The organism is Clostridium sp. AM33-3 (genome assembly GCF_003480315.1).
Taxonomy (GTDB): Bacteria; Bacillota; Clostridia; order Lachnospirales; family Lachnospiraceae; genus Brotaphodocola.
The window spans coordinates 832-25,643 of the sequence record NZ_QUIV01000031.1; the positions used below are offsets into that span (position 1 = coordinate 832).

Sequence of the window (24,812 nt, forward strand, 5' to 3'; positions counted from 1 at the left end):
AACAGGCGGCGGAGCGCAAGAGGTACAAAATTCCACTCAGTGCCGCGTTTCTTGTATGGTGTGCCCGGAACTTCGGACCTTCGATGGTTATTACTCAAATTTTTATTATTTTGAAAGCCGCGCCCGGCCGCCGAGTGTTCTACGGGATATTCTGAAAGGTGAGCCTAGACACTGGCGATACGCAGAAAGCGCATTCCTCCCGGAACCGGTGCAGCGGTTTTATTATAGCGCCGGGAATGAAAAAATGCAACGCTACAGCAGCTTTTTTATGGCATCCATGAGATAGAAGAACCATGCCAGCATCCTGCATCACCCCGCCTTCTGATAGTAGTATATGCAGAAAGCGGGATTCTTTCCGTGACAGAATGGGAACAGACTGCTATAATAGGGAAAAACGAAACGCATTTTATGCGGAGAAGAGGAGAGTCAAACATCATGATTCGTTTACACAATGATTACAACCGCGGCGCCTGTGCCAAAATTTTAGAGAAGCTGGCAGAGACTAATGCCGAAAGCTATGATGGATACGGAGAGGATACCTGGTGTGAAAAGGCAGCGGACCTGATACGGAAAAAATGCAAAGCTCCGGAAGCAGCTGTTCATTTCTTCCCAGGTGCAACCCAGGCAAACTTTATTGTCCATGCAGCAGCGTTAAGCCCGATCCAGAGTGTCATCTGCCCGGATTCCGGCCATGTGTATGCCCATGAAGCTGGTTCGATTGAGAACACCGGACACAAGCTGGTTCCGCTTCCATCTGCAGACGGAACCATTACAGCAGAACAGATCCGCAAGGCAGCCGCAGCTTATTATGAGGCAGGAGAACCGAACTATCTCTGTGAGCCGAAGCTGGTTTACATTTCCTTCCCGACCGAGTGGGGAACGCTGTATTCCGAGCAGGATCTGAAGGATATCCGCAAGGTATGCGATGAGTACGGTATGTATCTGTTTGTGGACGGTGCACGCCTGGGCTATGGACTTGGTTCTGCGAAGAATGATGTAACGCTGGAAAAACTGGCAGAACTGACAGATGTATTTTATATCGGCGGAACGAAATGCGGCGCTTTGTTTGGTGAGGCACTGGTCATCACAAACAGCGGACTGGCACGGAAATTCCGCACCTATATGAAACAGAATGGTGCGGTGCTGGCAAAAGGCTGGCTTCTGGGTCTGCAGTTCTGTGCGCTTCTGGAGGATGACACTTATGAGAAGATGACGGCCCGGGCCGATGCCTACGCCATGGAAATTAAGGCAGCCTTCAAAGAAAAAGGTATCCAGGAATTCGTGGACAGCTACACAAACCAGCAGTTCGTGATCGTGACGGACGAACAGGCAGAGAAGCTGGCGAAGGAGTATACTTTTGAGCAGGAGCGGACACTGGACGATGGAAGAAGGGTCGTACGGTTCTGCACCAGCTGGGCCACCACGGAAGCGGAGAAAGACCAGTTAATTGGGGATATCCGGGCACTATAGAATTTCCTGGATCTGGGAATCATGCTATAATGGAAACAGTATAGGAATAAGCTTGAAGAAAAACAGGTACTGATCGGATGACGGTCAGTACCTGTTTTTTTGAGTGCGCCTAGCGGCGCACGTTTCTAACGGGTTAAAGTCCCAAATCCGCCCGGTAGTGGAAAGGATATAGCCGAAAGCAAGGGTGTCCATCGTGAGATGGAATCTGAAGGAAGCTGGATGTGAGAAACATACTAACTCATGGGCAAATCTCTGGTCTGACGAACAGAAATCTCATATAAGGTTATGCATGAGGACAAGGCTGCTCATCAAGTCGAAGTCCAATAACTACACGGAATCATGCATGATAAATGAGGCAGATGGATGGAGAGGAAGAAACGTGTGGTACCTAGGGAGGTCTGTGCGGTACGCCTTGAAAGAGGTAACCATTGCATAAAGCAATGCTGAATGCACAGAAGTCAGCAGAGGTCATAGTAGCCGAGAGGTGAAGGACCGAATCAGTAGGAGTTTTGAGTATGACCGAGAAAGGAGGAATGACCGTCTATGGCAGAAAACATTGAAAACAATGGCTGTTCGCAAAGAGATAATGCGGAACATGAAGGGTATGTGAAAGCGTCTAGGTCATTCAATCGGATATGGAAAGAAAGAGACAGTGCACAGCCGAGACTTTTGGAAGCGATACTGTATAAAGACAACTTTAACAGAGCGTATAAGAGAGTTAAGGCAAACAAGGGAGCGCCAGGAATTGATGGCATGACCATTGAGGAGGCTCTTCCATATCTAAAGGAACATCAACAAGAGTTATATGCCATTTGATGCGATTAACAAAATTGATAATAATTTTCATTATAAAGCATTGTATTAATACCTGTACATATGATATACTCCTATAAGTTAGCTAAGACTAACCAATACTGAAGGAAAAGGAGTTCTGATGTGAAAGTAATTAATGTATTGTCTGCGGCTGCTTGCGCTGCGCTCATAGCGGCGTCTTCTGCAGGGACCGCAATGGCTGCGGAAACCGTAACTGGGGGGGGCATGGAAGACGTCTTGGAGTTATGTAATGCCAGATGGCTCTCGTGCGAAAAATGTCTGGGTGCAAACACCTGATGGAAAATGGTATCATATGGATCAGGATGGTATTATGCAGACCGGATGGTTTTATGATCAGAATGGAAAATGGTACTACCTGAAACAAGATGGTTCTATGGCAACAGGGTGGCTTCTCATTGGACAGCGCTATTATTATCTCAATCCATCAGGAGATATGGTTGCCAATGGGAAGACACCTGATGGCTATACAGTAAATGCGGATGGTGCCTGGTGTAATCCAGATGGAAGCGCAATTGTAGTTAATAACAGTAATTCTGGAACCGCAACCACAAGGAGCTCTGGAAGCTCTTCTGGTGGAGGAGGTTCAAGTAGCAGTTCATCCAATAACGGATCTAACAGCACAGATAAAACTGATCCAGAACAGCCAAACAAACCGGAACAGCCTGATAAACCAGAAAATCCAGAGCAGCCAGATAAACCAGACCAGCCAGAAAATCCTACTGTTCTGCACGGATCGGCAGCAGTGGGCTATGGTTATTATGCAAAGGTGGCTGTGACTGTAAATGATGATGGCACCATTCTTTCTGTGGAGGATGATGGAACGGTTCCGAAAGAGGATGGACTCAGTCCTGCATTTTGGAATAAAGCCTTGCAGTTTTTTGATACCGTAGTTGGCAAGAATCTCTCTGATTTAAAGGCAATGAAGACAACTCCTGGCGGCTCAAAGGAAGAGAAGGCGGACGCAGTTTCTGGAGCTACCTATTCTTCTAACGCAATCCGTCTTGCAGTATTAGATGCTTTGGGAGAAAGCGAAGATAGCGATGATTTTGTGATAAACGATGAAAATGTTTTGACAGAGTACACAGGTGATTCCGAGTTGGTTGTTATTCCGGATGGTATTCAGGCGATTGATGAATACTCCTTCTCCGGAAAAGAAAATGTTAAGAAGATTGTAATCCCTGCCTCCGTTACATACATCAATTCCAGCGCTTTTGAGAATTGTTCCAGTCTGAATGATTTTGAAGTTGCAGAAGATAATGAAGAGTATTATACAGAAGATGGAGTAATCTACGACAAAAAGGCAGATTCACAGCTTGTGCTTTTCCCATGTGGACGAGATGGCGCTTATTCGGTACCTGATACAGTTAAGACGATCGGTGATGGGGCATTTTATACTTCTCGTTTGGAAAGCCTTAAAATCCCAGCTTCTGTTGAAACAATTGGCAGTGGCATTGTAGACTATTGCTCTTTCCTTACTACTATTACCGTATCTGAAGATAATGCGATATACTCAAGTTCGGATGGGATTGTTTATGATAAGAGTCAAACACGTCTTGTAATTGTACCTCCGGGGATTAGTGGCGAGCATACGATACCGAATACAGTAACAGAATTAGAAGATTTTGCATTTTATAGTTGCTATAAACTGACAAAGATCAATCTACCTGGAAAGCTGAAGACTCTTCCGATGGGAGTATTTGCCGGTTGCTCTGGATTAAAGACTATACAGCTGCCGAATGGTCTTGAAACAATTGAGGATCGCGCATTTATCGGCTGCACATCTTTAGAGAGTATTACGATTCCAGAAGCTTTGACAAATTTTGGAGCCTATGTATTTACACAGTGTACAAGTTTGCAGAGTATCAAAGTTGATGATTTGAATTTTGAATTTAACTCCAAAAAGGGAGTTCTGTTTAATGCATTCGGAGATACTTTATATGCTTATCCAACAGGAAAATCAGGAGATTATGAGATTCCATCTGGAACAGTAATAATTAAACAGGGTGCTTTCTTCTCTGCTACGGATTTAGGGACAGTAACCGTTCCGGATTCTGTAACAGATATTGAACCAATTGCATTTGTAATGCCTGGTAGTGATATGCGTCCGGCTAATTTGAAGCTTAAGGGAAGTGCTGGATCAGCGGCTGAAGAGCATGCAACTATATATGGTATTGAATTCGAAACAGTCGGTGGCAGCCAACAGCCTGTAATTCCGGAAAAAGGACTTACTGAAAAAATTGATGGTGTAAGCTATCGTACATTTGATGGTAAAACAGCCCGTGTAGTTTCTGTTGATGACGATGTAAAAGAGATTATTATCCCGGACAACGTCACAATTCAAGGGATGGAAGTTGTTGTCAATCAGATTAATGTACAGGCATTTGCGGGATCTGCAGTTGAAACGATTGTAGTTGGTGACAATGTTGAAAAAATTATGGATTTGGCGTTTATGGAATGCTCTAAACTACGTTCAGTAACCTTAGGAGCTAAGGTTTCAAAATGCGATTATTCAGTATTTAATGCTTGTTATGCACTTGAAGAAATAAGTGTATCATCTGAAAATGCAACATTCTTTGATAACGACGGAGTGCTGTATGAGGATATAGATGAGGAAAATTGGACTCTTGTACATTATCCAAGTGCTCGTGCCGATGAAGAATATGAAATACTGAATGGTACGACAAGTGTTGCAGACAGCGCTTTCGAAAAAGCTAAAAACTTAAAACTCGTAACTTTCCCGGAGGGCGTTCACGAAATTGGTGATGACGCATTCTACGGACACAATGCGGAGCTTGTTATTGCAGCTCCTTCTGGCAGTGCAGCAGAAAGTTATGCGGAAGAGAACGAAATCACCTTCAAATCTACGGATGAAGATGAAAAGGTTGAGTCTGTATTAAAATCAAACGCTGATGTAGTAGCAGACGTTATCCCAGAAGTAGTCGAAAAGGTTGAGGATACCAAGGATTCTGAAAATGATGGCATCACCTCTAATACAGAAGAAATCAACAAAAACGATTCAAAATCCGAGGACGAATCAAACAAGGATGGCTCCGATAAGGTAGAGGATATCGATAAAGATGAATCTGGTAAGTCCGAAGAAAGCAAAGACGAAGCATCAGAGGATGAAAAGTCCGAAGAAAGCAAAGACGAAGCATCAGAGGATGAGAAGTCCGAAGCGAGCGGAGACGAAGTTTCAGAGGATAAGAAGTCTGATGAGAGTGAAGACGAAGTTTCAGAGGATGAGAAGTCTGGCGAAAATGGAGACGAAAGTTCAGATGAGGAAATCTCTGACGAGCAGGAAGAAAGCACAGAAGCTTAAGGTTTTATGACAAAAGAAATACCGTTTCATGGTCTTAGGATCATGGAACGGTATTTCTTTTTTTGATAAGCATTTAAAATTTCATTGTGCGTTCAAATGCCTAAATAAAGCGATACAAGTACTTTCTGTGCATCCAGATGGACAGCAGCAGTGTCACAAACTCTGCCACAGGAATAGCCAGCCATGCCCCATTGACCCCGAAGAACTGCGGAAGCACCAGCAGTGAGATCACGGTGAAGAGCAGAGTACGGCAAAAGGAGATGATGGCAGATGATTTTCCGTCGGACAGGGCGGTGAAAAAGCCGGAGGAGGCAATGTTAAAGCCGCTGAATAAAAAGTTATAGGCAAAGATCCCAAATCCGGTCACGGCCAGTGCATGAGTTTTCGGATCATCCGTGAAGATAGTTACAATACCGGTCGAAAGATAAACGGCGGCAAAGGCTATGATCACAGAGGAAATGCTGACAAAACGGAAGGAAATACGGTAAATGCTTTTCAGCTCCTTCCGGTTTCCGGCACCGTACTGATATCCCACGATCGGGCTGGTTCCAATGGAAAAGCCCAGGTAAAAGGCATTGAACAGAAACTGTCCGTACAGCAGGATCGTGATGGCAGCTACACCATTCGGACCTGCCAGACGCATCAGGATGATGTTGAATAGAAAGGTGATCACGGCATTGGAAAACTGGTTTACCATTTCAGAGGAACCGTTGTAGCAGGCCTGGATCAGTTCTTTTGTGTGCATGGTGAAGCGAGTCAGATGAAGAGCATGCTTCTGATTCAGAAAAAAGACCAGTCCTGCCAGGGCCGGTACCATCTGGCCAAGTCCGGTAGCCAGGGCAGCTCCGGCAATGCCAAGATCGCAGGATACGATAAGTACATAGTCCAGTCCCGCGTTGATGATCCCGGCGATCATGGTGAGGAAGAGTCCGAGGTGCGGCGCTCCGGCAGTTACCAGATAGGACTGGAACAGAGTCTGGAGCATGCAGGCCGGAGCAAAGCCCATGAGGATGCTGAGGTAGGTGCGGCAGTCTGCTAACAGCAGATCGTTGGCACCGAGTGCCCGGCTGATGAAATCCGGAAAAAGCAGGGACAGGATGGACATCAGCAGACTTAACAGAAAGCCAGTCAGAGTAAAAAGGGAGAGACATTCTTTTGCCAGCTGTATTTTCTCCTCGCCCAGATACCGGCTGATGACTGCATTGCCGCCAGTGGCCAGCATGGTGCCAATGGCAATGACGATGCTGGCCACCGGATAGACGATGTTTAAGGAGGACAGGGCATTACTGCCAATAAAGCGGGAGATGAAAATGCCATCCACGATGGTGTAGAGGGACATAAACATCATCATAATGATAGAAGGAAATGTAAACTTCAGCAGACTCCAGGGAGAAAAATGCTGGCTGATGGATGTACTCATAATCAAAAACTCCTTATAAAAAAGAAATAGCTTGAAAACTTAAGTGACCTTTGAGAGAATAAACCATAGGGTTACCCGATAGTCAAGAGGTTTGAATGTTTTTTTTGAAAAACGGTCGCTAAAAAATCAGGATAGTAGCGAAGGAGAAATATGTATGGACCGTAATCTGTATATGACAACAGGAGAGTTTGCCGCGCTGATGGGCGTTTCCAAATATACGTTATTCCATTATGATGATATTGGCCTGTTTTCTCCGGAATATGTGGCAGAGAACGGTTACCGTATGTATTCACTTTATCAGCTGGAAACTCTGGAAACGATTCTGATGCTTCGGGATCTTGGTATGCCGCTGAAAGAAATCCGGCAGTTCCTGCAGGTGCGAAGCCCCAAAGAGCTGGTCCGGATCTTTGCGGAAAGGGAACAGCAGATTGAAAAAGAATTGTCCAGATTAAAAACGATGCAGGGGTGGATCCGGCAGCGGCGAAAAAAGATCAGCATGGTAATGCAGCAGGATTTTTCTGATATTGGGATCCATCATTTTCCGGAACGTTATTATCTGATCCGGCAGATTGACGGGACATCAGAGAAGGATTATATGGAAAAAACCAACCGGCTGATTCTGGATTTTAAACATGCGGAACAGCGCAATGATTACGAAGTGGCATATCTGCAGTATGGAAAAAATCTGTCCAGGCGGATTTATAATGCGTATGACAATGTACTTCTTCTTCTGGAGCAGAAACCGAAGCATATGGAATACCGTATCATGCCGGAGGGGGATTATCTGACGGGATTTCATGTCGGACACTGGAATGCAATCGGAGAAGCTTATGCGCGCATGGAAGCTTACCGGAAGGAACACAAAATTCAGACAGATATGGTGTATCTGGAGCGTGACATGGTGGATCAGCTTGCGGTGACAAGCGTGGAAGAGTATGTGACGGAAATTGCGGTTCGCATTGTACACGAAAACTGGACTGATTGAAAAATATAAAACTGGATATTTAAAACAATCCAGATAGCCGCTATAATCTCCATCAAGATAACCGATGCGGTCCGGAACGCAGGGAATCATACGTTTACGCAAAGGAGACAGATGGAATGAATACAGAGAGATATGAGTTAAATAAGCAGCTGGCACAGATGTTAAAGGGCGGCGTTATCATGGATGTTACTACCCCGGAGCAGGCAAGGATCGCGGAAGAGGCAGGCGCGTGCGCAGTTATGGCGCTGGAGCGTATTCCGGCGGACATCCGCGCGGCAGGTGGTGTTTCCCGCATGAGCGATCCGAAGATGATCAAGGGCATTCAGGAGGCTGTATCCATTCCGGTTATGGCAAAATGCCGGATCGGTCATTTTGTGGAGGCACAGATCCTCGAAGCCATCGAGATCGATTACATTGACGAGAGTGAAGTTCTCTCCCCGGCGGACGATGTGTTCCATATCGACAAGCGCAAATTCAACGTTCCATTTGTCTGCGGTGCGAAGGACCTGGGGGAGGCGCTCCGCCGCATCAATGAGGGAGCTTCCATGATCCGTACCAAAGGTGAGCCGGGAACCGGTGATGTTGTGCAGGCTGTCCGCCATATGCGCATGATGAATCAGGAAATCGCTAAGATTACCTCTATGCGTGAGGATGAACTGTTTGAGGAGGCAAAGGTTCTCCGGGTTCCGTATGATCTGGTGCAGTATGTACATGACAATGGACGTCTTCCTGTTGTAAACTTCGCGGCAGGCGGCGTGGCAACCCCGGCCGATGCAGCCCTGATGATGCAGCTTGGTGCAGAGGGCGTGTTTGTTGGTTCCGGCATCTTCAAATCCGGAGATCCAAAGAAGCGTGCGGCAGCCATCGTAAAAGCAGTTACCAACTTCAAGGATCACAAGATGCTGGCTGAGCTTTCCGAGGATCTGGGTGAAGCCATGGTCGGCATCAATGAGCAGGAAATTGCGCTGCTGATGGCAGAAAGGGGCAAATAAGATGAAGATTGCAGTCCTTGCAGTTCAGGGTGCCTTCATCGAACACGAGAAAAAGCTGGGGGCTCTTGGAGCAGAATGCTTTGAACTTCGTCAGAAGAAGGACCTGGACACCGGTTTTGACGGCCTTGTGCTTCCGGGCGGCGAGAGCACGGTGCAGGGAAAGCTTTTGCGGGAGCTTGACATGTTTGATGCACTGAAAGAAAAAATCGAGAGCGGCTTGCCGGTTCTCGGCACTTGTGCCGGTCTTATTCTGCTGGCAGAGCAGCTGACCAACGATGACCATGTGTATTTTGGTACGCTTCCGGTTTCTGTGCGTCGAAATGCCTATGGAAGGCAGCTTGGAAGTTTTCATACGGTACAGGAATTTGCTGGAATCGGAGAGGTTCCCATGACGTTTATCCGTGCCCCTTATATAGAAGAAGCAAAGGAAGGTGCGCAGGTGCTGGCTGAGGTGGAGGGGCACGTTGTGGCGGTGCGCAGCGGAAACCAGTTTGGAATGTCTTTCCATCCGGAGCTAGATGCAGACAACCGGATCCATGAATTATTTTTAAAGACTGTGCAGGCATGGAAAACGCACCGATAATCTGGAAAAACTAAAAAAGAAAACCCGAACATTCACCGAAAAAGGTGTTGGTTCGGGTTTCTTTTATAAAAGGACTGACGTTTATTCTGCAGCGGGTTCAGCCGTACAGAGCTTTTTGAGCGGCAGTTCAAGAAGGGAACGCCACAGGCGAACCAGCTGGCCGACGCAGAGTGCATTGATCAGGGTACCCTCTCGCACACCGTTGAGCTTGTGGAAAGCGATGAGGGCAACTGCCATAGCCAGGATGGTCAGGGTACTGTCGAAGGCAACCTTGGCATTTCCGAAAGGAATACCGGTTTTTTTCGAAAGCTCGCGCACGAATGCTTCGGCCGGAAGCATGATCACATCGGCAATTACCTCAAAGCTGATGCCAAGTGCCATGATAATGCATCCGATGACCAGGTAAACAAAGGACGGACCCCATGGACCGCCGAAGCGGGTCGGGATAAAGGCCATAGCCGTATCAATGCAGAAGCTGAAAAAGAATGTCACCGGAATCTGCAGAGCCTGATGGATGGTAAATTTTCTGCGAAGAATGGCTTCCAGCATCAGGAACGTCATATTGAATAAAAATGTGTAGGTTCCCATGGAAATGCTGGTGATCAGGCTCAGAACAAACGGAAGACCGGATACTGGCGAAGTGCCGAGACCGGCACGTGTAATAAAGGCAATGCCGGTGGCGCTAAGGATGACTCCGGTCAGGAACAGGGCATAGCGCCGGATGTAAGTGTGAATAGACATGACTGTAAACCTCCCAATTGTCATTGTCTATATTTTAACTGCAATCTAACTATTTTTCAAGTATAATAAAAATTTTTTTGGTAAAAATCACTGCTTCAGGTCCTGAAGAAAATGGATCAATTCAGCAGAACAGTTATTTTTGATGATGATCATGCCCTGGTTGGCAGCTGTCATCAGATAAAAATGGGTTCTGGTTTCTACCAGGTGGGCAATGCTGCTGTATGGAACATCAACGGACTGCTGGTTGCTGGTCTCCTGAAGATGGTCTTCATAAAAACGCATGACAGAATGGCGCTCCTGCAGCTGAGGATTGGCATTGTAGACCCTGCGGCACTGGCGTTTGGAAACATACACCAGTACAAGCGGTATGGCAAATACTACAAGCAGGTAGGTAAAAGCCGAGGTACCGGGGGCTGTAAAAACCCGCAGGAAACCGGAGAAGATCATAAGAATGTAGCATACAGCCAGGATCTTCGGGCGGTATTTGCTGATCCGGAGTGGAACGATCATGTTGAAGCGTGTAAATTCTTCCAGGTTATAATCAGTAAAGGTCTGGTATAAAAATTTCATATGTGAAAGCCTCCTATCATCCCGATTATAGCGAAAAGTGATAAAAATTACAACCTGCATTGTGTATTTTATACAACTTTTTTATTGTGAATACTACAGTGGAAACCTGTGAACTTTAGATAATTAAGAAAAATATAAAAAAATAGATAGCGATAGTGTGCAAAATAGAGAAAGTAATGGCACAAACTTGACTTTTGTAAAGTATCATGCTATTATACGTGACAAGACAAAGGGGTCTACATCAGATAAGGAGATGTAGGCCCTTTTTTGTTCTATCTTAACAACATTTTAATAAAAAGACCCCCAATGCAACCCCCAACCCCTTGCATCGAAAGAAAGGAGATAGACTTGATGAAAAAACTGATCGGACTGATTCCTTTGTATGACGATGACAAGGACAGCTACTGGATGCTTCCCGGATATATGAAGGTTCTCGAAGCCTGCGGAGCCCTTCCGGTCATGCTTCCGTTAACCACGGATCCGGAAGAACTGAATGACTGCTTCAGTCTTTGTGATGGCATTCTGATGACCGGCGGACACGATGTGGACCCGGCACTTTACGCAGAGACGGCAAAGAAAACCTGCGGAATACCATGCAGCAGCCGTGATAAGATGGAAGCGTATCTGTTTGAGAAAGCATTACAGGAAGACAAGCCGGTATTTGGAATCTGCAGAGGCGTACAGCTTATGAATGTACTGCTTGGCGGGACTCTGTATCAGGATCTTCCTACAGAACATCCATCTAAGACGGAGCATCACATGGCGTCTCCTTACGACAGGCCGGTACATAAGGTTACAGTAAAGGAAGGAACACTTCTGGCGGACATCATCGGAGCCGGAGAGCATGGCGTGAACAGTTATCATCACCAGGCGGTAAAAGACCTGGCACCGAAAGCCGAAGCCATGGCATACTCTGAGGACGGACTGGTGGAGGCCATTGCGGTACCGGACAAAACCTTCATCGTGGGTGTGCAGTGGCATCCGGAATTTGCATTTGAAAAAGATCCGGAGTGCAGGGCAATCGTTCAGGCCTTTGTGGATGCCTGCAGTAAAAAAGAATATTGATCCTTGACCGGCTATGGCCGTTGGGATAGATCAGGTGGAGAGGCTTCTTCACAGCGTAAAAAGAGAGGAGAATTATTATGAAAAAGAAAGTAATGGTTATGGTAATGGCAGCAGCAATGGCAGCAGCAATGACAGCATGCGGCGGTTCCAAGAGCGCAACTGCAGATACTACCGCGGCAGCAGCAGATACCACCGCAGCAGATACCGCAGCAGAATCTAAGGCAGATGATACCACCGCAGCAGCAGACACTTCCGATAAGACCTGGGTCATCGCAACCGATACAGCTTTTAAACCTTTCGAGTATACGGATGAGAGCGGCAATTTTGTAGGTATCGATATGGATATCCTCAAGGCAATTGCAGAGGATCAGGGCTTCAAGTATGATGTACAGGTACTTGGCTGGGACGCTTCCATCGCAGCATGCCAGGCTGGTCAGGCAGACGGTATGATCGCAGGCGCATCCATTACCGATGAGCGTAAGAGCTCCGGCTGGATCTTCTCTGATGGCTACTATGATGCAAATCAGAGCATGGCAGTTGCAGAGAACTCTGATATTGCCGGCTTTGATGATTTAAACGGAAAGAAGGTTGCAGTTAAGACCGCATCCATGAGTGCAGATTACGCAGAAAGCATCAAAGACCAGTATGGATTTGAGATTACCTACTTTGAGGATTCACCGACCATGTATCAGGCAGTTGTAGGCGGTCAGGTAGCTGCATGTTTCGATGATACCCCGATCATGGCAAGCAACATCAAGGATACCGGTATTGCCATGAAGCTGGTAGATGGCACCGGCAATGATCCGGCTGAATACGGCTTTGCAATCTTTGATGACAGCAAGCAGGAGCTGGTTGATATGTTCAACGCCGGCCTGAAAGACATCAAGGATAACGGCACCTACGATGAGATCATCGCAAAATATTTAGGTGAGTAATATCGCTTAGAAACCAGAGGATGCGCCGCCGGCGCTTCCACGATATGGAAACAAGGCAGGCCCGTGCAATGCGGGCCTTGCCGGCTGTAACATTAAAACATAGAAAGAAAAAGGTGAGGCATTATGATCAAGATTATCACCACCTACGGACAGCTTCTTCTGCTTGCAATGGGACGGACCCTGCTGCTTGCATTCTTAGGTTTGATTTTCGCGTGTATTCTGGGAATGATCTTCGGACTTCTCAGTGTAGTTAAGAATAAGGCATGCAACATCATTGCACAGATCTTCGTATTCGTAATACGTGGTGTGCCGATGATCGTGCTGGCCTTCTATGTATTCTTTGGTATTCCGTATCTGCTCAACACAATTCTGGGTATCGGAAACGGCTTTACGCTGTCAGCACTTCAGGCCGGCGTTATCTGCCTTGCCTTAAACTGCGGCGCTTATATGGCTGAGATCATTCGTGCCGGCATCCAGTCTGTGGATATCGGTCAGATGGAGGCCGGAAGATCTCTGGGTCTTCCATATTGGAAAACCATGAGAAAGATCATTCTTCCCCAGGCAATCCGCACCATGATCCCGAGCATCATCAACCAGTTCATCATCACCGTAAAGGATACCTCTATTCTGTCCGTTATCGGTTTTCCGGAGCTGGTTCTGGCTGCAAAGAATGTGCAGGCAGGTACCTTTAAGTCCTTTGAAACCTGGACCATTGTCGGAATCATGTATCTGATCGTCATTACGATCCTGTCTTATCTTGCAAAAATGGTAGAGAGGAGGGTGAACCGTGGAGTTAAACGATAAAACTGTAAAGATCAAAGTCGAGAAGCTTCGCAAATGCTTCGGTGACTTGGAGGTTCTGCGGGATATTTCTACAGAAATCCATGAGGGCGAAGTGGTTGTTATTCTGGGACCGTCCGGTTCCGGTAAATCTACCTTCCTGCGCTGCTTAAACAAGCTGGAGACTACGACTGCCGGAAGCATTGTGATCGATGGCGTTAATATTTCAGAGAAAAAGGTAAACATGAATAAGGTGCGTGAGAACATCGGTATGGTGTTCCAGCATTTCAATCTGTTCAACAATATGGATGTGCTCCATAATCTGATGCTGGCTCCGACGGAGCTGAAAAAAGCAGACAAAAAAGAAGCGAAAGAGCGGGCGATGGCTATGCTGAAGCGGGTCGGTCTTGCCGAAAAGGCAGATGCGTATCCATCCCAGCTTTCCGGCGGACAGAAGCAGCGAGTTGCCATTGCGCGCGCACTGTGCATGAAACCGGACATCATGCTGTTTGATGAGCCGACCTCTGCACTGGACCCGGAGATGGTCGGTGAGGTACTGGCGGTTATGAAGCAGCTTGCCGCAGACGGCATGACCATGGTCATCGTGACCCATGAGATCGGTTTTGCCAGAGAAGTGGCTGACCGTGTTATCTTTATGGACGGCGGTTACATTGTGGAGGAAGGAACTCCGCAGGAGGTTATCTTAAATCCAAAAGAGGCACGTACCATCAGTTTCCTGAATAAGGTACTTTAGACGGAGGTGCAGCCATGGAAAAATATGTGATCACTATCTCCAGACAATACGGTTCATTCGGACGCCTGGTGGCAAAAAAGCTTTCAGAGCAGCTCCATATTGATTTTCTGGACCGTGATATTGTCGAGGAGACCGCGAAGCGGATGAATACCTCGGTCAAGCAGATCAGCCGGGAAGAAGAAATCACCCACTCTAAATTTTCGTATCTCAGCTATCCCTTTGGGCTGGGTACACCGGATGTGAGCGATGAGATCTTTCTGGTACAGCAGAGCATCATTGAGGATTTTGCCAGAAAGGGCTCCTGTATTATCGTGGGACGCTGCGGCGCCTACTGTCTCAGGAATGAGCCGAGACTTCTGCGGGTTTATATTTATGCACCTTATGAAGTCCGCTTAAAGAACTGCGTGGAGTACTTCGGCATGACCGGAAAAGAAGCCGTGCGGGCCGTGAATGAGTCCGATAAGGCGCGGGAGCATTATCACAAAAAATATATCCCCGGATATCAGAGCGATACGTTAAACAGCGACCTGTGTATCAACAGCGCATACTACAGTATCGAGGAAGCAGCTGAGCTGATCACGCAGGCAGCGAGGATGAAGTTTGGGGATATATAAAAATACAAAACAATGAACCTGTATTTTTTAAACAGCCAGGGGGCTTGGGCCTCCTGGCTGTTTCTGCTTTTTATCTTTATTTTTATAAAAATATATGAGATAATAAAAAGCAAACAAAAGTTCCTGTAATTTTCAAATCCATAAAGCAACGGGAGGAACATGTATGAGTAAACAAAAACTTCCGGTAGGAATGGACGGGTTTGAAAAAATCCGTCGAAATGGCTTTTATTATATTGATAAAACAAAATTAATTGAACAATTATTTCTAAATTGGGGAGAAGTGAATCTGTTTACGCGTCCGCGGCGTTTCGGTAAAACACTCAATATGAGCATGCTGAAGAGCTTTTTTGAGATCGGAACAGATCCGTCACTTTTTGAAGGACTCTACATTTCCGGGAATCAGGCCATTTGCGAGCAGCATATGGGGCAGTATCCGGTTATTTTTCTTTCTCTTAAAAATGTCGAAGGCTCCAATTTCGAGCGTGCGAAGTATCAGATGATGGAGCTGATAGCAAAGGAAGCAGCGCGGCATTCCGATCTTCGGGAAAATAAAGCACTGGATGGGAATGCGAAAAAGGAATATGAGGCGTTGACTACATTTTCAAACGGCCGATATCAGATGACAGAAGAAGCCTTGCTTGGTTCCCTGCAAACGCTTTCTGAGCTGCTGGCTTCGCATTACCATAAGAAGACTGTCATCCTCATCGATGAGTATGATGTGCCGCTGGATAAGGCATTTCAGCATGGCTATTATAAGGAGATGATTTCGCTCATCCGGATGATGTTCGGAAAAGCGTTAAAGACGAATGACGCACTCGCTTTTGCGGTATTGACAGGCTGTCTTCGTGTGTCGAAAGAGAGTATCTTTACGGGGCTTAACAACTTTAAAATCCTGTCGATCACAGATACGCGTTTCGATGAGCAGTTTGGGTTTACGGATACGGAAGTGAAAAAGCTGCTTTCTGATTATCAATTGGGAGAACGCTTTCCGGAAGTGAAAGACTGGTACGATGGCTACCGTTTTGGAAAAGCGGATGTCTACTGCCCATGGGATGTCATAAACTTTGTGGATCGTGCGAAGGATGATCCGGTTTCCGGTATTGTCGCAGAATTAAAGTACACGAAAGATTTTGGGGAGATGGAAGCAGCATGCCAGAAGGCGCTTCAACAGATTAAAGATCGCCGTTATCAGGAGTATCTTTTAAACGATGGCCGGAAGGATATTCAACTTTATGGCATTGCTTTCTGCAAAAAAAGATGCCGGGCGATCTGTGAAAGATTATAAAAATATATTAGAGGTGGAACCCTTATGAATAAGAATGGATGTTACATTGACCTTCATGCCCATCTGGACGGAAGTGTTACCGTAGATATCGCGAAGAAACTGGCGGCACTGCAGAACATTGCGCTGCCGGCGGACAATGATGAGGAGCTTCTGACTTTGCTTTCGGTGCCGGATTCCTGTGAGAGTCTGAATGATTTTTTACAGTGTTTTGATTTGCCGGGACGTCTGATGCAGACGCCGGAGGGGCTGCAGAATGCAGTGACCCTGGTGTTGGAAAACATGGCCCAGGATGGTGTGATTTATGCGGAGCTGCGCTTTGCGCCGCAGTTTCATACCCTTGGCGGCATGACCCAGGAGCAGGCGGTGCAGGCGGCAGTTGCAGGACTGAAAAATGCCCCGATTCCGGGCAATCTGATTCTGTGCTGCATGCGCGGCGAGGGCAATGAAAAGGCAAATGAGGAGACTCTGGCTCTGGCGAAGAAATACCTGGTTAGGGATCACGGTGTAACAGCCATGGATCTGGCCGGAGCGGAGGCGCTGTTTCCGACTGTGAATTATCTTGGCTTGTTCGAAGAAGCGAAAACGGCAGGAATTCCGTATACCGTGCATGCCGGGGAGGCAGATGGGCCGGAGAGTGTACGCGCGGCGATTCAGACTGGAACAAAACGTATTGGACATGGCGTTCGCAGCATGGAGGATGAAGCTGTGATGGAGCTGATTCGGGAAAAGGGCATCACCCTGGAAATGTGCCCTACCAGTAACCGCCAGACCCACGCCATCCCGGATATGAAGCAGTATCCGCTGGTGCGCTTTTTAGAGAGCGGCATCCGCGTGACGGTGAATACGGATGATATGGGCATTGAGCGCACCTGTCTGTCAAAAGAGTTTGATTATCTGAAACGGGAGTTTGGACTGACTGAAGAACAGCAGAAGCAGGTGGTGCTGAACGCGGCGGACGCTGCCTTTGCCAGTGAAGAGACAAAAAAGATGCTGCGGGAGAAGATTTTGAAAGTCTATGGAGCGTCCTTATGATAAATCGCGAAGACATGCTGGAACTGACCCGGCGCATGACACCGGCCCGCTCCTCTGTGGGGCGGATTGCCGGTGCTTATTTTGATGAAGAGGGTTATGTGGATGGAACCTTCAATACGAATTTTTTAAAGCTGTCCACACCGGAGCGCACAAAGAATTTAAACCTTGCAAAGACGGTGCTATTTTCCACTACCAACGAGCAGCTGCGGGAATACCGCATCCCGGACAGTGCCAGAAAGCCGGGCGGTCTGTGGCAGCTTCTGAATGCCATCAAGCGGGATGGCATGAAAAATGACGCGTCCCTGGATCTGTTTTATGAGGTATTCAGTGAGCATTTTCAGCCGGGATATCCGTATGCGGTCTTTCTGTTTCATGGCCGGTACGATGTGCCGGTGAAGGGGACTGACAAGGAATGGCAGGAAGGTTCTGAAGAGATTTACGAGTATCTGATCCTGACCGTTAGTCCGCTGACCGGAGAGTACGAACCGGGAGAGCCGGAGTTTGGTTTTCTGTATCCGGCCTTTAAGGAGCGGGGAGCGGCGATGAATTTTGTGAATATTTTCGAGAAAAATCCGGCACGGGTGCACCGGGAACTGGGCGCCTGGATGCTGCAGGGATGAAATAGGAAACTGCAAAGAAAAAATACCGGAAGCGTGTTTTGGTATGGATGCGGGCGTTGCGTGGCATGATGATAGTGATGGGAATCTGGAAATCGCGGAGATTCTGAACCGATGATTGGAAACGCGTGGATTGTAAATAAGATTTTGCGTGAGTTCATGATGAAATGTGAAAATGGAGCGTGATGATAAGATATGAAGAAACGGGATTTTTACCTGCCATCCAGTGATGGAAAGTCCAGGCTGCACTGTGTGGAGTGGATGCCGGAACCTGTAGGGCGTGTTGCGAATTCTCCGGAGCGCGCGGATTTGCCAGAAGGAAAGCCGGATCCGGCAGTGCAGAAATCCAGGGCGGAAATGAAACTCTGGGTCCAGCTTGTTCATGGAATGAATGAGCATATGGGCCGCTATGGGGAATTTGCCGCTTTTCTGGCTGAACACGGCATTGCCGTGATCGGACATGACTGCCTTGGCCATGGATCGACTGCTGCTTATGGAGCAACGGAACTTTCAAAAGAAGACCGAGGCTTTTTTGCAGCGGAAAACGGCGGAGCTTTTCTGCTGCGCGATATGCGCCGGGTGGCCAGTTATGGTGCAAAACGCTATCCGAATGCAAAACACATCATGCTTGGCCACAGCATGGGTTCGTTTTTGACCCGGCGTTATCTTTCGGCATATCCGGGAAAAGAACCAGACGGAGTTATCCTTCTGGGAACCGGTTTTCCGGCTTTACCGCTGGTGTTTACCGGCGAAATGCTGGCCTCTTTATTTGGAAAACGGAAGGGAAAGCATTACCGAAGCCGTCTGCTCTATGAGCTTTCCATCGGAAACTATAACCGGAAATTCCAGCCGGTGCGCACGGACTATGACTGGCTTACCAGAGATGAGCGGTATGTGGACCGCTTTTTGAATAATCCGCGCTGTGATTTTATTTTTACTGTTGGTGCTTACCGCGATTTCTTCCATGAGATCCATGCGGCCGAGAAGGCAGAAATGGTGGGCTATATGCCAACAGTCATTCCGTATCTGATCCTGTCCGGAGACAAGGATCCGGTGGGAGAGAATGGGAAAGGCGTGAAAAAGCTTGCCGCCCTGTATCGAAAGGTAGGCGTGCAGGATATCACAATGAAGCTGTATCCCGGTGCGCGCCATGAAGTGCTCAATGAGGTGAACCGGGAAGAGGTATTTGAGGATATCCTAAGGTGGCTGACAGAAAAATATAACATCATGTTTTAAAGCCGGCACATGCGCAGTTCTGTCCGTTTGCATACTCAGGATGCCTTCTGTCCGGGCTGATTTTTCATCCACACAAAGGCAATGGCGCAGATCAGTACAGAAAGCAGGGATCCTGCCGGAGCAGCACAGCCCATGGGAAACAGGTTGTCCGGATAGTATTTTGATGCCAGATAGGCCAGGGGAATGCGGGCACAAAGCACGGAAATGATGTTGTGCAAAAATGAGATTCCAGACTGTCCATAGGCACAGAAGTATCCGCTGAAACAGAAGTGGATTCCGGCAAAAACGCAGTCCCAGATATAACTGTGCAGGTACTGGCTGCCCAGACGGATGACATCGGCATTGCCTGAAAAAAGGCTGACAATATGGTGTCCGGTAAACTGCATGAGAATGGAAATCACAATACCGTAGGACACTGCAATGGTGGTGGCACAGGTTAGTGTCTGGCTTGCCCGATCGTGCTTTCCGGCACCAATATTCTGTGCGCACAGAGCAGAAACGGTAGACAACATAGAGGACGGAACCAGGAAAAACAGGCTGATCATTTTTTCCACAATGCCGACTGCGGCAGCGTCATTTAAGCCGCGGCGGTTGGCAATAATGGTGATGACAATAAAGGCAATCTGGATAAATCCGTCCTGCATGGCGATCGGAAATCCAATTTTTAAGAGACCGCCCATCATGCTTCGCACCGGTTTTAAATCTGCAAAATGAAATTCCGGGATCATGCGTTTGCGACAGATCATGGTCAGGAAAATCAGCACACTGATGGTCTGGGACAGGGTGGTGCCAAGCGCCGCGCCTGCGGGACCAAGCTTCAGCAAGCCGATGAACAGATAATCCAGGGCAATATTAAAAGCACAGGCAATCGCAATAAAAAACATAGGACTTTTCGAGTCTCCTATGCCGCGGAAAATGGAGCTGATGATGTTGTAGGCTGTGATAAACGGGATGCCGAGAAAACAGATGGTCAGGTAGGTGATGGTGCCACTGACTGCTTCCATTGGGGTGGACATGACAGCCACGATGGGTTTTACAAAACAGAGCAGGATTGCGGTCAGGGCAACGGACAGCAGCATGAATAAAGATGCTGTATTGCCGACAGCAAGATTGACCTGTCTGCGGTCCTGTGCGCCCACAGCCCGTCCGGTCATAACCGTGGTGCCCATGGCCAGTCCCACGATCATGACAGTAAGCATGTGCATGACCTGACTTCCGATAGAGACAGCGGTGGTGCTGTCTACAGAGTTAAACTGTCCGATGATGAACAGATCTGCGGTGCCGTACAGGGTCTGCAAAAAATAGGAAAGAAAGTATGGCAGTGAGAAAGAAAAAATGGTTTTTGGGATACTGCCGGTAGTCAAATTGCGTTCCATTTGTATAGCTCCTTATCGTTCGATTCTGATTTGATTATACTGGGAAAAAAGGATTAAGTCCATTATAATATCAGAACGGTAAAACGAAATCCAGTTGACAGTTTTTCCCTCATGCCGTAAACTATCCTACGGAATAAGTGTCGGCCGTTCGGGGCCGGTGAAAAGGGAAACGGGTGTGAGTCCCGTGCGGTGCCGCCGCTGTAAGCGCATGAAGGGCAGTCTGGATTTCACTGTTTTATATGAAAAATGGGAAGAAACCAGGCACTATTGCCGCGCAAGCCAGAAGACCTGCTTATGTCCACTTTTGCTGTCACGGTCCATGGCAAGGCAAGGGAAACAAGGGCGAAGTCTGCCCTGGATGCAAAATACGGTGCATCATCCGGTTTACTTTTGGTAAGCCGGATGGTGCTTTTATTTTGTCAATATGTGTCGCAGGCTACATTTTTGCATCGCGTTCCTGCATGGGTGATACGAAAAAAATTTCAACATCAGGAGGAAAACAATTATGAGAAACAAGAAACTGGTAATTTTAACTATGGCTGCCTGCATGACTGCAGGTCTGGCAGCCGGATGCGGCGCAAAGAGCGCGGATACCGCAACAACGGCTGCAGCGGCAGCAGAGAGCACCGCAGAGACTGTGGAGAGCAGCGCAGAGGAGACCGAAGCAGGCGGCGTGGCGGCAGATGAGGCATATGAGCCGGTTACCATTACCTTAAACCTGGAGCGTTCCGGTTTGGGTGAGAACGTAGAGTATACCTTCACCGAGAAGCCATCCGCAGTGGTTGCTTCCGGCGATCAGATGGCAGATTTCTTCTTTGATCTCGGTCTGGAAGACCAGATGGCCGGTTACACCAAGGGAAGCTGCTGGAGTACCGTTTCCCAGTATCCGGCAAGAGATAAGGTGCCGCAGCTGTTAGAGGCAGGAAAGGGCATTTCCAATCTTTCCAAAGAGGAGCTGGTGGCAACCGGATGCGATTTCCTGATGGGCTGGGATTCTGTATTTTCCGATAAAAACTTTGGAAAAGAGTTCTGTGATGCCAACGGAATCGCAATGTATTTCCCTTATGTATGCTCGGATAAGGCAACCTTTGAAGAGCTGTACAAAGACTATGAGACACTTGGGAAAATCTTTAAAGTAGAGGATGTGGCATCTGAGAAGATCCAGGCTATGAAGGATACGCTTCAGGAAGTAAAAGACACGCTGGGTGATGATGTTTACCAGAATCCGGTGACCGTGTTTGCATACGATTCCGGTGAGGATGCCCCGTTTACCGCATGTCAGGGTATGCCGGGTGATATCATCAAGCGGGCTGGCGGTATCTCTATTTTCGATGACATTGAGGCTGGATGGGCTACTCCGTCCTGGGAGGAAGTGGTAGAGCGTGACCCGGATGTAATTCTGATCCTGGACTATACCGGTGACATTTCTGAGAAGAAAAATTTCCTGGAGACCAACGAGTTTACCAAAGATTTAAGAGCAGTCAAAGAGGGAAAAATCTATTCCGCATGCTGCAGTGATATGCAGGGTTCTGCAGGTTCCGCAGAGGCAGTCAGAGAGATCGCAAAGCAGCTGTATCCGGACAAGTTCTAATCAGAAACTGTTGAAACATGAGGAATTTCCTGCATGGGAAGTCCCTGTTTTTGGAGAAAACATGAAATCAGAAATCAGTAAAAAAAGTGACCGGGAAACTGGACGTTTTATAGGTACCCTTCTGATGGTTCTGCTTCTGATCGCGGCAGTAACGACCATCTCCGTGACCCTGGGTGCCATCCATGTGTCACCGGATGAGATCGTAAAGATCCTGGCAAATAAGATATCCGGAAAGGAGATTTTTGCGGTGTCCTGGGAGCAGAAAACAGAAAACATCATCTGGAATATCCGTTTTCCGCGGGTTATCATGGCATTTATTGTAGGAGCAGGCCTGTCTCTTTGCGGTGTGCTGATGCAGGCACTCACAAAAAATCCACTGGCAGATCCCTATGTGCTGGGAATTTCCTCCGGTGCCTCTGCCGGAGCAGTCAGCGTCATCATTCTGGGGCTTTTCAGTTTTCTGGGCGGTTATTCCGTGATTTTTGGCGCGACGCTGGGCGCGGCTGTGGCCATCAGCCTTTCTCTGAGTATTGCGTCTGTAAAAGGGAGGATTACCTCTACCCAGTTGGTGCTGGCCGGAATTGCCACTTCCGCCTTGTTCTCCGCACTGACGAATCTGATCGTTTACGGGTTTAACAATGGTTCCGATAAGACCAAGATGGCGCTTTACTGGATGGTAGGCTCCTTAAGCGGAGCCACCTGGAGCCGCGTGAAATATGTGTTCATCGTGTCTGTTGTTATGATGGCAGTGATTCTGTTATTTGCGCGGGAATTGGACATTCTTCTTCTGGGAGATGATGTGGCAGAGACGCTGGGAGCAGATACCCGACGCATCAAGCTGCTGATCATTCTGGCCTCTACTGTGCTGACAGGTGTGGTTGTTTCTGTCAGCGGCGTTATCGGCTTTGCAGGACTTGTGGTGCCTCATGTGATGCGTGGCTTTGTGGGCTCCGGCCATAAGCAGCTGATTCCCATGTCTATTCTGGGCGGTGGTCTCTTTGCCATGATCGCGGATCTGATCTCCCGCATCATCATTGCGCCGGAAGAACTTCCGATCGGTGTCATTGCGGCATTTTTCGGTGCCCCGTTCTTCTTGTATCTGATTCGGAAAGGAAGTGTGGGACGATGAGCTTAACGGTAAAACATCTGGATTATGAAATCGGAAATGAGCGGATCCTGGATCAGATTTCCCTCGAAATCAAAGAGGGGGAATTTGTGGGACTGGTTGGACCGAATGGCTGCGGCAAGTCCACATTGCTGAAGCATATTTATCGGACCTATAAGCCTAAGGGGCAGACCGTCTTTCTGGATGGGAAAGATATCATGGACCTTTCAGCTAAAAAACTGGCGGGAGAACTGGCGGTCATGGCGCAGGAAAATCAGCTGGAATTTGATTTTACCGTTCGGGATATGGTTATGTTCGGACGTTACGCTCACAAGAAATTTCTGGAGGGAGACACTGCAAAAGACCGGGAACTTTGTGAAAAATGCCTTCGGGAAGTAGGACTGAGCGGCTACGAAATACGCTCCTATTTAAGCCTTTCCGGCGGAGAAAAACAGCGTGTCCTACTGGCCCGCGTACTGATGCAGGAAAGCCGCTATATTGTTCTGGATGAGCCGACCAACCATCTGGATGTCAGCTATCAGTATCAGATCATGGATATTTTACGAAACCAGGATGTCACGGTATTCTCCTCCATCCATGATCTGAATCTGGCTGCTCTTTACTGTGACAGGATCATTTTTCTGTACCAGGGAAAGATTGTAGACTGCGGCACACCGGAAGAGGTGCTGACGAAAGAAAATATCCGAAAATATTTCGGCATCGAAGCACAGGTGACAAAAAATGAAGCCACCCGGAAGATGCAGATTTATTATCTGCCGGGGTGGGTGAAGGAAAAGGGCTGAACCGGAACCGCGGACAGATCTGCCTGCTTGACGAAAAGATGGAAGAAAGTTATAGTAGAAATAGTTTTGTGTGAGAGAGAACGCGGTTCAGACGAAACGCAGGTCTCTTTTTTCATAGACAAAGATGAGTATGTATAAAGGAGTTGTTTTATGTTACAACGAATCAATGAAACTAATTTCCCAGAAATCTACCGCGTTATGCAGGCCAGCTTCTCGGATGACGAATATCGTCCTTATGACGAGCAGCTTGCGCTTTTTGAAGAACCGGAATACCGGATTTATTATATGCCAGCAGGCTTTCTTGCCGTCTGGGAATTTGAATCTTTCATCTACATTGAGCATTTCGCAGTAGATCCAGCCCTTCGCAACAGCGGGACCGGCTCCGCCATGCTGCAGGAACTGGTAAAACAGTACCAGAAGCCAATCTGCCTGGAGGTGGAACTTCCGGAAGATGAATTAACCCGCAGACGCATTGGCTTTTATGAACGCAATGGGTTTGTATTTAACGAATATCCTTATATCCAGCCACCCATTTCCAAAGGAAAATCCCCGGTGCCGCTGCGGATTATGACATATAAAAGCGAAATTACGAGGGAAGAATTTCAGAAGATGAAAGAAATACTTTATCGTCGAGTGTATAAGTGCGGAGCAAGAATTTGATTTTTTATCATTCAGAACTGAATGCTTTCTTTGGTTCAAAAATTC

Annotated in this window: 22 protein-coding genes, 1 pseudogene and 1 riboswitch; of the genes and pseudogenes, 19 read left to right on the forward strand and 4 right to left on the reverse strand. The window is 47.5% G+C overall.

The window, feature by feature from the left end; translation table 11 throughout:
- The first annotated feature begins 435 nt into the window (after positions 1 to 435).
- From DW819_RS13935 to DW819_RS13950, 3 genes and pseudogenes are all read left to right on the forward strand, one after another.
- A complete protein-coding gene (locus DW819_RS13935; RefSeq protein WP_118733752.1) occupies positions 436 to 1,470 on the forward strand; it encodes an aminotransferase class I/II-fold pyridoxal phosphate-dependent enzyme in 1,035 nt (344 codons plus the stop codon).
- A gap of 543 nt (positions 1,471 to 2,013) precedes the next feature.
- Positions 2,014 to 2,274 (forward strand): annotated as a pseudogene (locus DW819_RS13945) (group II intron reverse transcriptase/maturase); the annotation flags it as partial.
- A gap of 259 nt (positions 2,275 to 2,533) precedes the next feature.
- Entirely contained in the window at positions 2,534 to 5,623 is a 3,090-nt protein-coding gene (locus DW819_RS13950) for a leucine-rich repeat protein (protein ID WP_118733755.1), read from the forward strand.
- Positions 5,624 to 5,723: 100 nt separating this feature from the next.
- Here DW819_RS13950 and DW819_RS13955 read toward each other — a convergent pair whose 3' ends face one another.
- Positions 5,724 to 7,043 carry an MATE family efflux transporter gene (locus DW819_RS13955; protein ID WP_118733756.1) on the reverse strand — a complete coding sequence of 440 codons (1,320 nt, stop codon included), beginning with the start codon at positions 7,041 to 7,043 and terminating at the stop codon, positions 5,724 to 5,726.
- Positions 7,044 to 7,197: 154 nt separating this feature from the next.
- Between DW819_RS13955 and DW819_RS13960 the strand changes: the two genes are divergently transcribed.
- The 3 genes from DW819_RS13960 (at position 7,198) to pdxT (ending at position 9,603) form a co-directional block, all read left to right on the forward strand.
- The gene (locus tag DW819_RS13960; RefSeq protein ID WP_118733757.1) at positions 7,198 to 8,028 is read left to right on the forward strand and encodes a MerR family transcriptional regulator; all 831 of its coding nucleotides are present in this window, start codon (positions 7,198 to 7,200) and stop codon (positions 8,026 to 8,028) included.
- A 116-nt stretch (positions 8,029 to 8,144) separates the two neighbouring features.
- The gene (gene pdxS / locus DW819_RS13965; protein ID WP_118733758.1) at positions 8,145 to 9,020 is read left to right on the forward strand and encodes a pyridoxal 5'-phosphate synthase lyase subunit PdxS; all 876 of its coding nucleotides are present in this window, start codon (positions 8,145 to 8,147) and stop codon (positions 9,018 to 9,020) included.
- Position 9,021: 1 nt separating this feature from the next.
- Positions 9,022 to 9,603 (forward strand): pyridoxal 5'-phosphate synthase glutaminase subunit PdxT, encoded by a 582-nt coding sequence (gene pdxT / locus DW819_RS13970; protein WP_118733759.1) that lies wholly within the window; start codon positions 9,022 to 9,024, stop codon positions 9,601 to 9,603.
- Positions 9,604 to 9,684: 81 nt separating this feature from the next.
- Here pdxT and DW819_RS13975 read toward each other — a convergent pair whose 3' ends face one another.
- A complete protein-coding gene (locus DW819_RS13975; protein WP_118733760.1) occupies positions 9,685 to 10,344 on the reverse strand; it encodes a DUF6198 family protein in 660 nt (219 codons plus the stop codon).
- An 87-nt stretch (positions 10,345 to 10,431) separates the two neighbouring features.
- Positions 10,432 to 10,914, reverse strand: coding sequence for a YcxB family protein (locus DW819_RS13980; RefSeq protein ID WP_177304552.1), 483 nt, complete (start codon positions 10,912 to 10,914; stop codon positions 10,432 to 10,434).
- Positions 10,915 to 11,265: 351 nt separating this feature from the next.
- On the opposite strand from DW819_RS13980, the gene DW819_RS13985 reads away from it, so the two are divergent.
- From DW819_RS13985 to DW819_RS14025, 9 genes are all read left to right on the forward strand, one after another.
- Positions 11,266 to 11,979, forward strand: a complete 714-nt coding sequence (locus DW819_RS13985; protein WP_178716859.1) for a gamma-glutamyl-gamma-aminobutyrate hydrolase family protein — start codon at positions 11,266 to 11,268, stop codon at positions 11,977 to 11,979.
- Positions 11,980 to 12,056: 77 nt separating this feature from the next.
- Positions 12,057 to 12,914, forward strand: coding sequence for a transporter substrate-binding domain-containing protein (locus DW819_RS13990; protein WP_182432657.1), 858 nt, complete (start codon positions 12,057 to 12,059; stop codon positions 12,912 to 12,914).
- Positions 12,915 to 13,037: 123 nt separating this feature from the next.
- Positions 13,038 to 13,718 carry an amino acid ABC transporter permease gene (locus tag DW819_RS13995; RefSeq protein WP_118532818.1) on the forward strand — a complete coding sequence of 227 codons (681 nt, stop codon included), beginning with the start codon at positions 13,038 to 13,040 and terminating at the stop codon, positions 13,716 to 13,718.
- On the forward strand, positions 13,702 to 14,448 hold the full coding sequence (locus DW819_RS14000; protein ID WP_118532820.1) for an amino acid ABC transporter ATP-binding protein: 747 nt from the start codon (positions 13,702 to 13,704) through the stop codon (positions 14,446 to 14,448). The genes DW819_RS13995 and DW819_RS14000 overlap by 17 nt, the downstream gene beginning before the upstream one ends.
- A 14-nt stretch (positions 14,449 to 14,462) precedes the next feature.
- Positions 14,463 to 15,062 carry a cytidylate kinase-like family protein gene (locus DW819_RS14005; RefSeq protein WP_118733762.1) on the forward strand — a complete coding sequence of 200 codons (600 nt, stop codon included), beginning with the start codon at positions 14,463 to 14,465 and terminating at the stop codon, positions 15,060 to 15,062.
- A 163-nt stretch (positions 15,063 to 15,225) separates the two neighbouring features.
- On the forward strand, positions 15,226 to 16,347 hold the full coding sequence (locus DW819_RS14010) for an AAA family ATPase (protein ID WP_118733763.1): 1,122 nt from the start codon (positions 15,226 to 15,228) through the stop codon (positions 16,345 to 16,347).
- Between the two features lie 24 nt (positions 16,348 to 16,371).
- Positions 16,372 to 17,379 (forward strand): adenosine deaminase, encoded by a 1,008-nt coding sequence (gene add / locus DW819_RS14015; RefSeq protein WP_118733764.1) that lies wholly within the window; start codon positions 16,372 to 16,374, stop codon positions 17,377 to 17,379.
- Positions 17,376 to 17,999, forward strand: coding sequence for a DUF4317 family protein (locus DW819_RS14020; RefSeq protein ID WP_118733765.1), 624 nt, complete (start codon positions 17,376 to 17,378; stop codon positions 17,997 to 17,999). The genes add and DW819_RS14020 overlap by 4 nt, the downstream gene beginning before the upstream one ends.
- Before the next feature lie 192 nt (positions 18,000 to 18,191).
- On the forward strand, positions 18,192 to 19,232 hold the full coding sequence (locus DW819_RS14025; protein ID WP_118733766.1) for an alpha/beta hydrolase: 1,041 nt from the start codon (positions 18,192 to 18,194) through the stop codon (positions 19,230 to 19,232).
- A 35-nt stretch (positions 19,233 to 19,267) separates the two neighbouring features.
- On the opposite strand, the gene DW819_RS14030 is transcribed toward DW819_RS14025, so the two are convergent.
- Positions 19,268 to 20,608 carry an MATE family efflux transporter gene (locus tag DW819_RS14030; protein WP_118733767.1) on the reverse strand — a complete coding sequence of 447 codons (1,341 nt, stop codon included), beginning with the start codon at positions 20,606 to 20,608 and terminating at the stop codon, positions 19,268 to 19,270.
- A gap of 118 nt (positions 20,609 to 20,726) precedes the next feature.
- Positions 20,727 to 20,919, forward strand: a riboswitch (cobalamin riboswitch).
- Positions 20,920 to 21,113: 194 nt separating this feature from the next.
- Here DW819_RS14030 and DW819_RS14035 point away from each other — a divergent pair.
- From DW819_RS14035 to DW819_RS14050, 4 genes are all read left to right on the forward strand, one after another.
- The gene (locus DW819_RS14035; protein ID WP_243025883.1) at positions 21,114 to 22,199 is read left to right on the forward strand and encodes an ABC transporter substrate-binding protein; all 1,086 of its coding nucleotides are present in this window, start codon (positions 21,114 to 21,116) and stop codon (positions 22,197 to 22,199) included.
- A gap of 61 nt (positions 22,200 to 22,260) precedes the next feature.
- A complete protein-coding gene (locus tag DW819_RS14040; protein ID WP_182432658.1) occupies positions 22,261 to 23,328 on the forward strand; it encodes an iron ABC transporter permease in 1,068 nt (355 codons plus the stop codon).
- Positions 23,325 to 24,107, forward strand: a complete 783-nt coding sequence (locus DW819_RS14045) for an ABC transporter ATP-binding protein (protein ID WP_118733768.1) — start codon at positions 23,325 to 23,327, stop codon at positions 24,105 to 24,107. The genes DW819_RS14040 and DW819_RS14045 overlap by 4 nt, the downstream gene beginning before the upstream one ends.
- A gap of 150 nt (positions 24,108 to 24,257) precedes the next feature.
- A complete protein-coding gene (locus DW819_RS14050) occupies positions 24,258 to 24,767 on the forward strand; it encodes a GNAT family N-acetyltransferase (protein WP_118733769.1) in 510 nt (169 codons plus the stop codon).
- Positions 24,768 to 24,812 lie beyond the last annotated feature (45 nt).

Coding starts and splice junctions, on each gene's coding strand:
- DW819_RS14045 (WP_118733768.1), top strand. CDS start 23,325: ATGAGCTTAACGGTAAAACATCTGGATTATGAAATCGGAAATGAGCGG.
- DW819_RS14030 (WP_118733767.1), bottom strand. CDS start 20,608: ATGGAACGCAATTTGACTACCGGCAGTATCCCAAAAACCATTTTTTCT.
- DW819_RS13955 (WP_118733756.1), bottom strand. CDS start 7,043: ATGAGTACATCCATCAGCCAGCATTTTTCTCCCTGGAGTCTGCTGAAG.
- DW819_RS13995 (WP_118532818.1), top strand. CDS start 13,038: ATGATCAAGATTATCACCACCTACGGACAGCTTCTTCTGCTTGCAATG.
- pdxS (WP_118733758.1), top strand. CDS start 8,145: ATGAATACAGAGAGATATGAGTTAAATAAGCAGCTGGCACAGATGTTA.
- DW819_RS13960 (WP_118733757.1), top strand. CDS start 7,198: ATGGACCGTAATCTGTATATGACAACAGGAGAGTTTGCCGCGCTGATG.
- DW819_RS13975 (WP_118733760.1), bottom strand. CDS start 10,344: ATGTCTATTCACACTTACATCCGGCGCTATGCCCTGTTCCTGACCGGA.
- DW819_RS13950 (WP_118733755.1), top strand. CDS start 2,534: ATGCCAGATGGCTCTCGTGCGAAAAATGTCTGGGTGCAAACACCTGAT.
- DW819_RS14010 (WP_118733763.1), top strand. CDS start 15,226: ATGAGTAAACAAAAACTTCCGGTAGGAATGGACGGGTTTGAAAAAATC.
- DW819_RS14050 (WP_118733769.1), top strand. CDS start 24,258: ATGTTACAACGAATCAATGAAACTAATTTCCCAGAAATCTACCGCGTT.
- DW819_RS14040 (WP_182432658.1), top strand. CDS start 22,261: ATGAAATCAGAAATCAGTAAAAAAAGTGACCGGGAAACTGGACGTTTT.
- DW819_RS13990 (WP_182432657.1), top strand. CDS start 12,057: ATGAAAAAGAAAGTAATGGTTATGGTAATGGCAGCAGCAATGGCAGCA.
- add (WP_118733764.1), top strand. CDS start 16,372: ATGAATAAGAATGGATGTTACATTGACCTTCATGCCCATCTGGACGGA.
- DW819_RS13980 (WP_177304552.1), bottom strand. CDS start 10,914: ATGAAATTTTTATACCAGACCTTTACTGATTATAACCTGGAAGAATTT.
- DW819_RS14020 (WP_118733765.1), top strand. CDS start 17,376: ATGATAAATCGCGAAGACATGCTGGAACTGACCCGGCGCATGACACCG.
- DW819_RS14025 (WP_118733766.1), top strand. CDS start 18,192: ATGAAGAAACGGGATTTTTACCTGCCATCCAGTGATGGAAAGTCCAGG.
- pdxT (WP_118733759.1), top strand. CDS start 9,022: ATGAAGATTGCAGTCCTTGCAGTTCAGGGTGCCTTCATCGAACACGAG.
- DW819_RS13985 (WP_178716859.1), top strand. CDS start 11,266: ATGAAAAAACTGATCGGACTGATTCCTTTGTATGACGATGACAAGGAC.
- DW819_RS13935 (WP_118733752.1), top strand. CDS start 436: ATGATTCGTTTACACAATGATTACAACCGCGGCGCCTGTGCCAAAATT.
- DW819_RS14005 (WP_118733762.1), top strand. CDS start 14,463: ATGGAAAAATATGTGATCACTATCTCCAGACAATACGGTTCATTCGGA.
- DW819_RS14035 (WP_243025883.1), top strand. CDS start 21,114: ATGAGAAACAAGAAACTGGTAATTTTAACTATGGCTGCCTGCATGACT.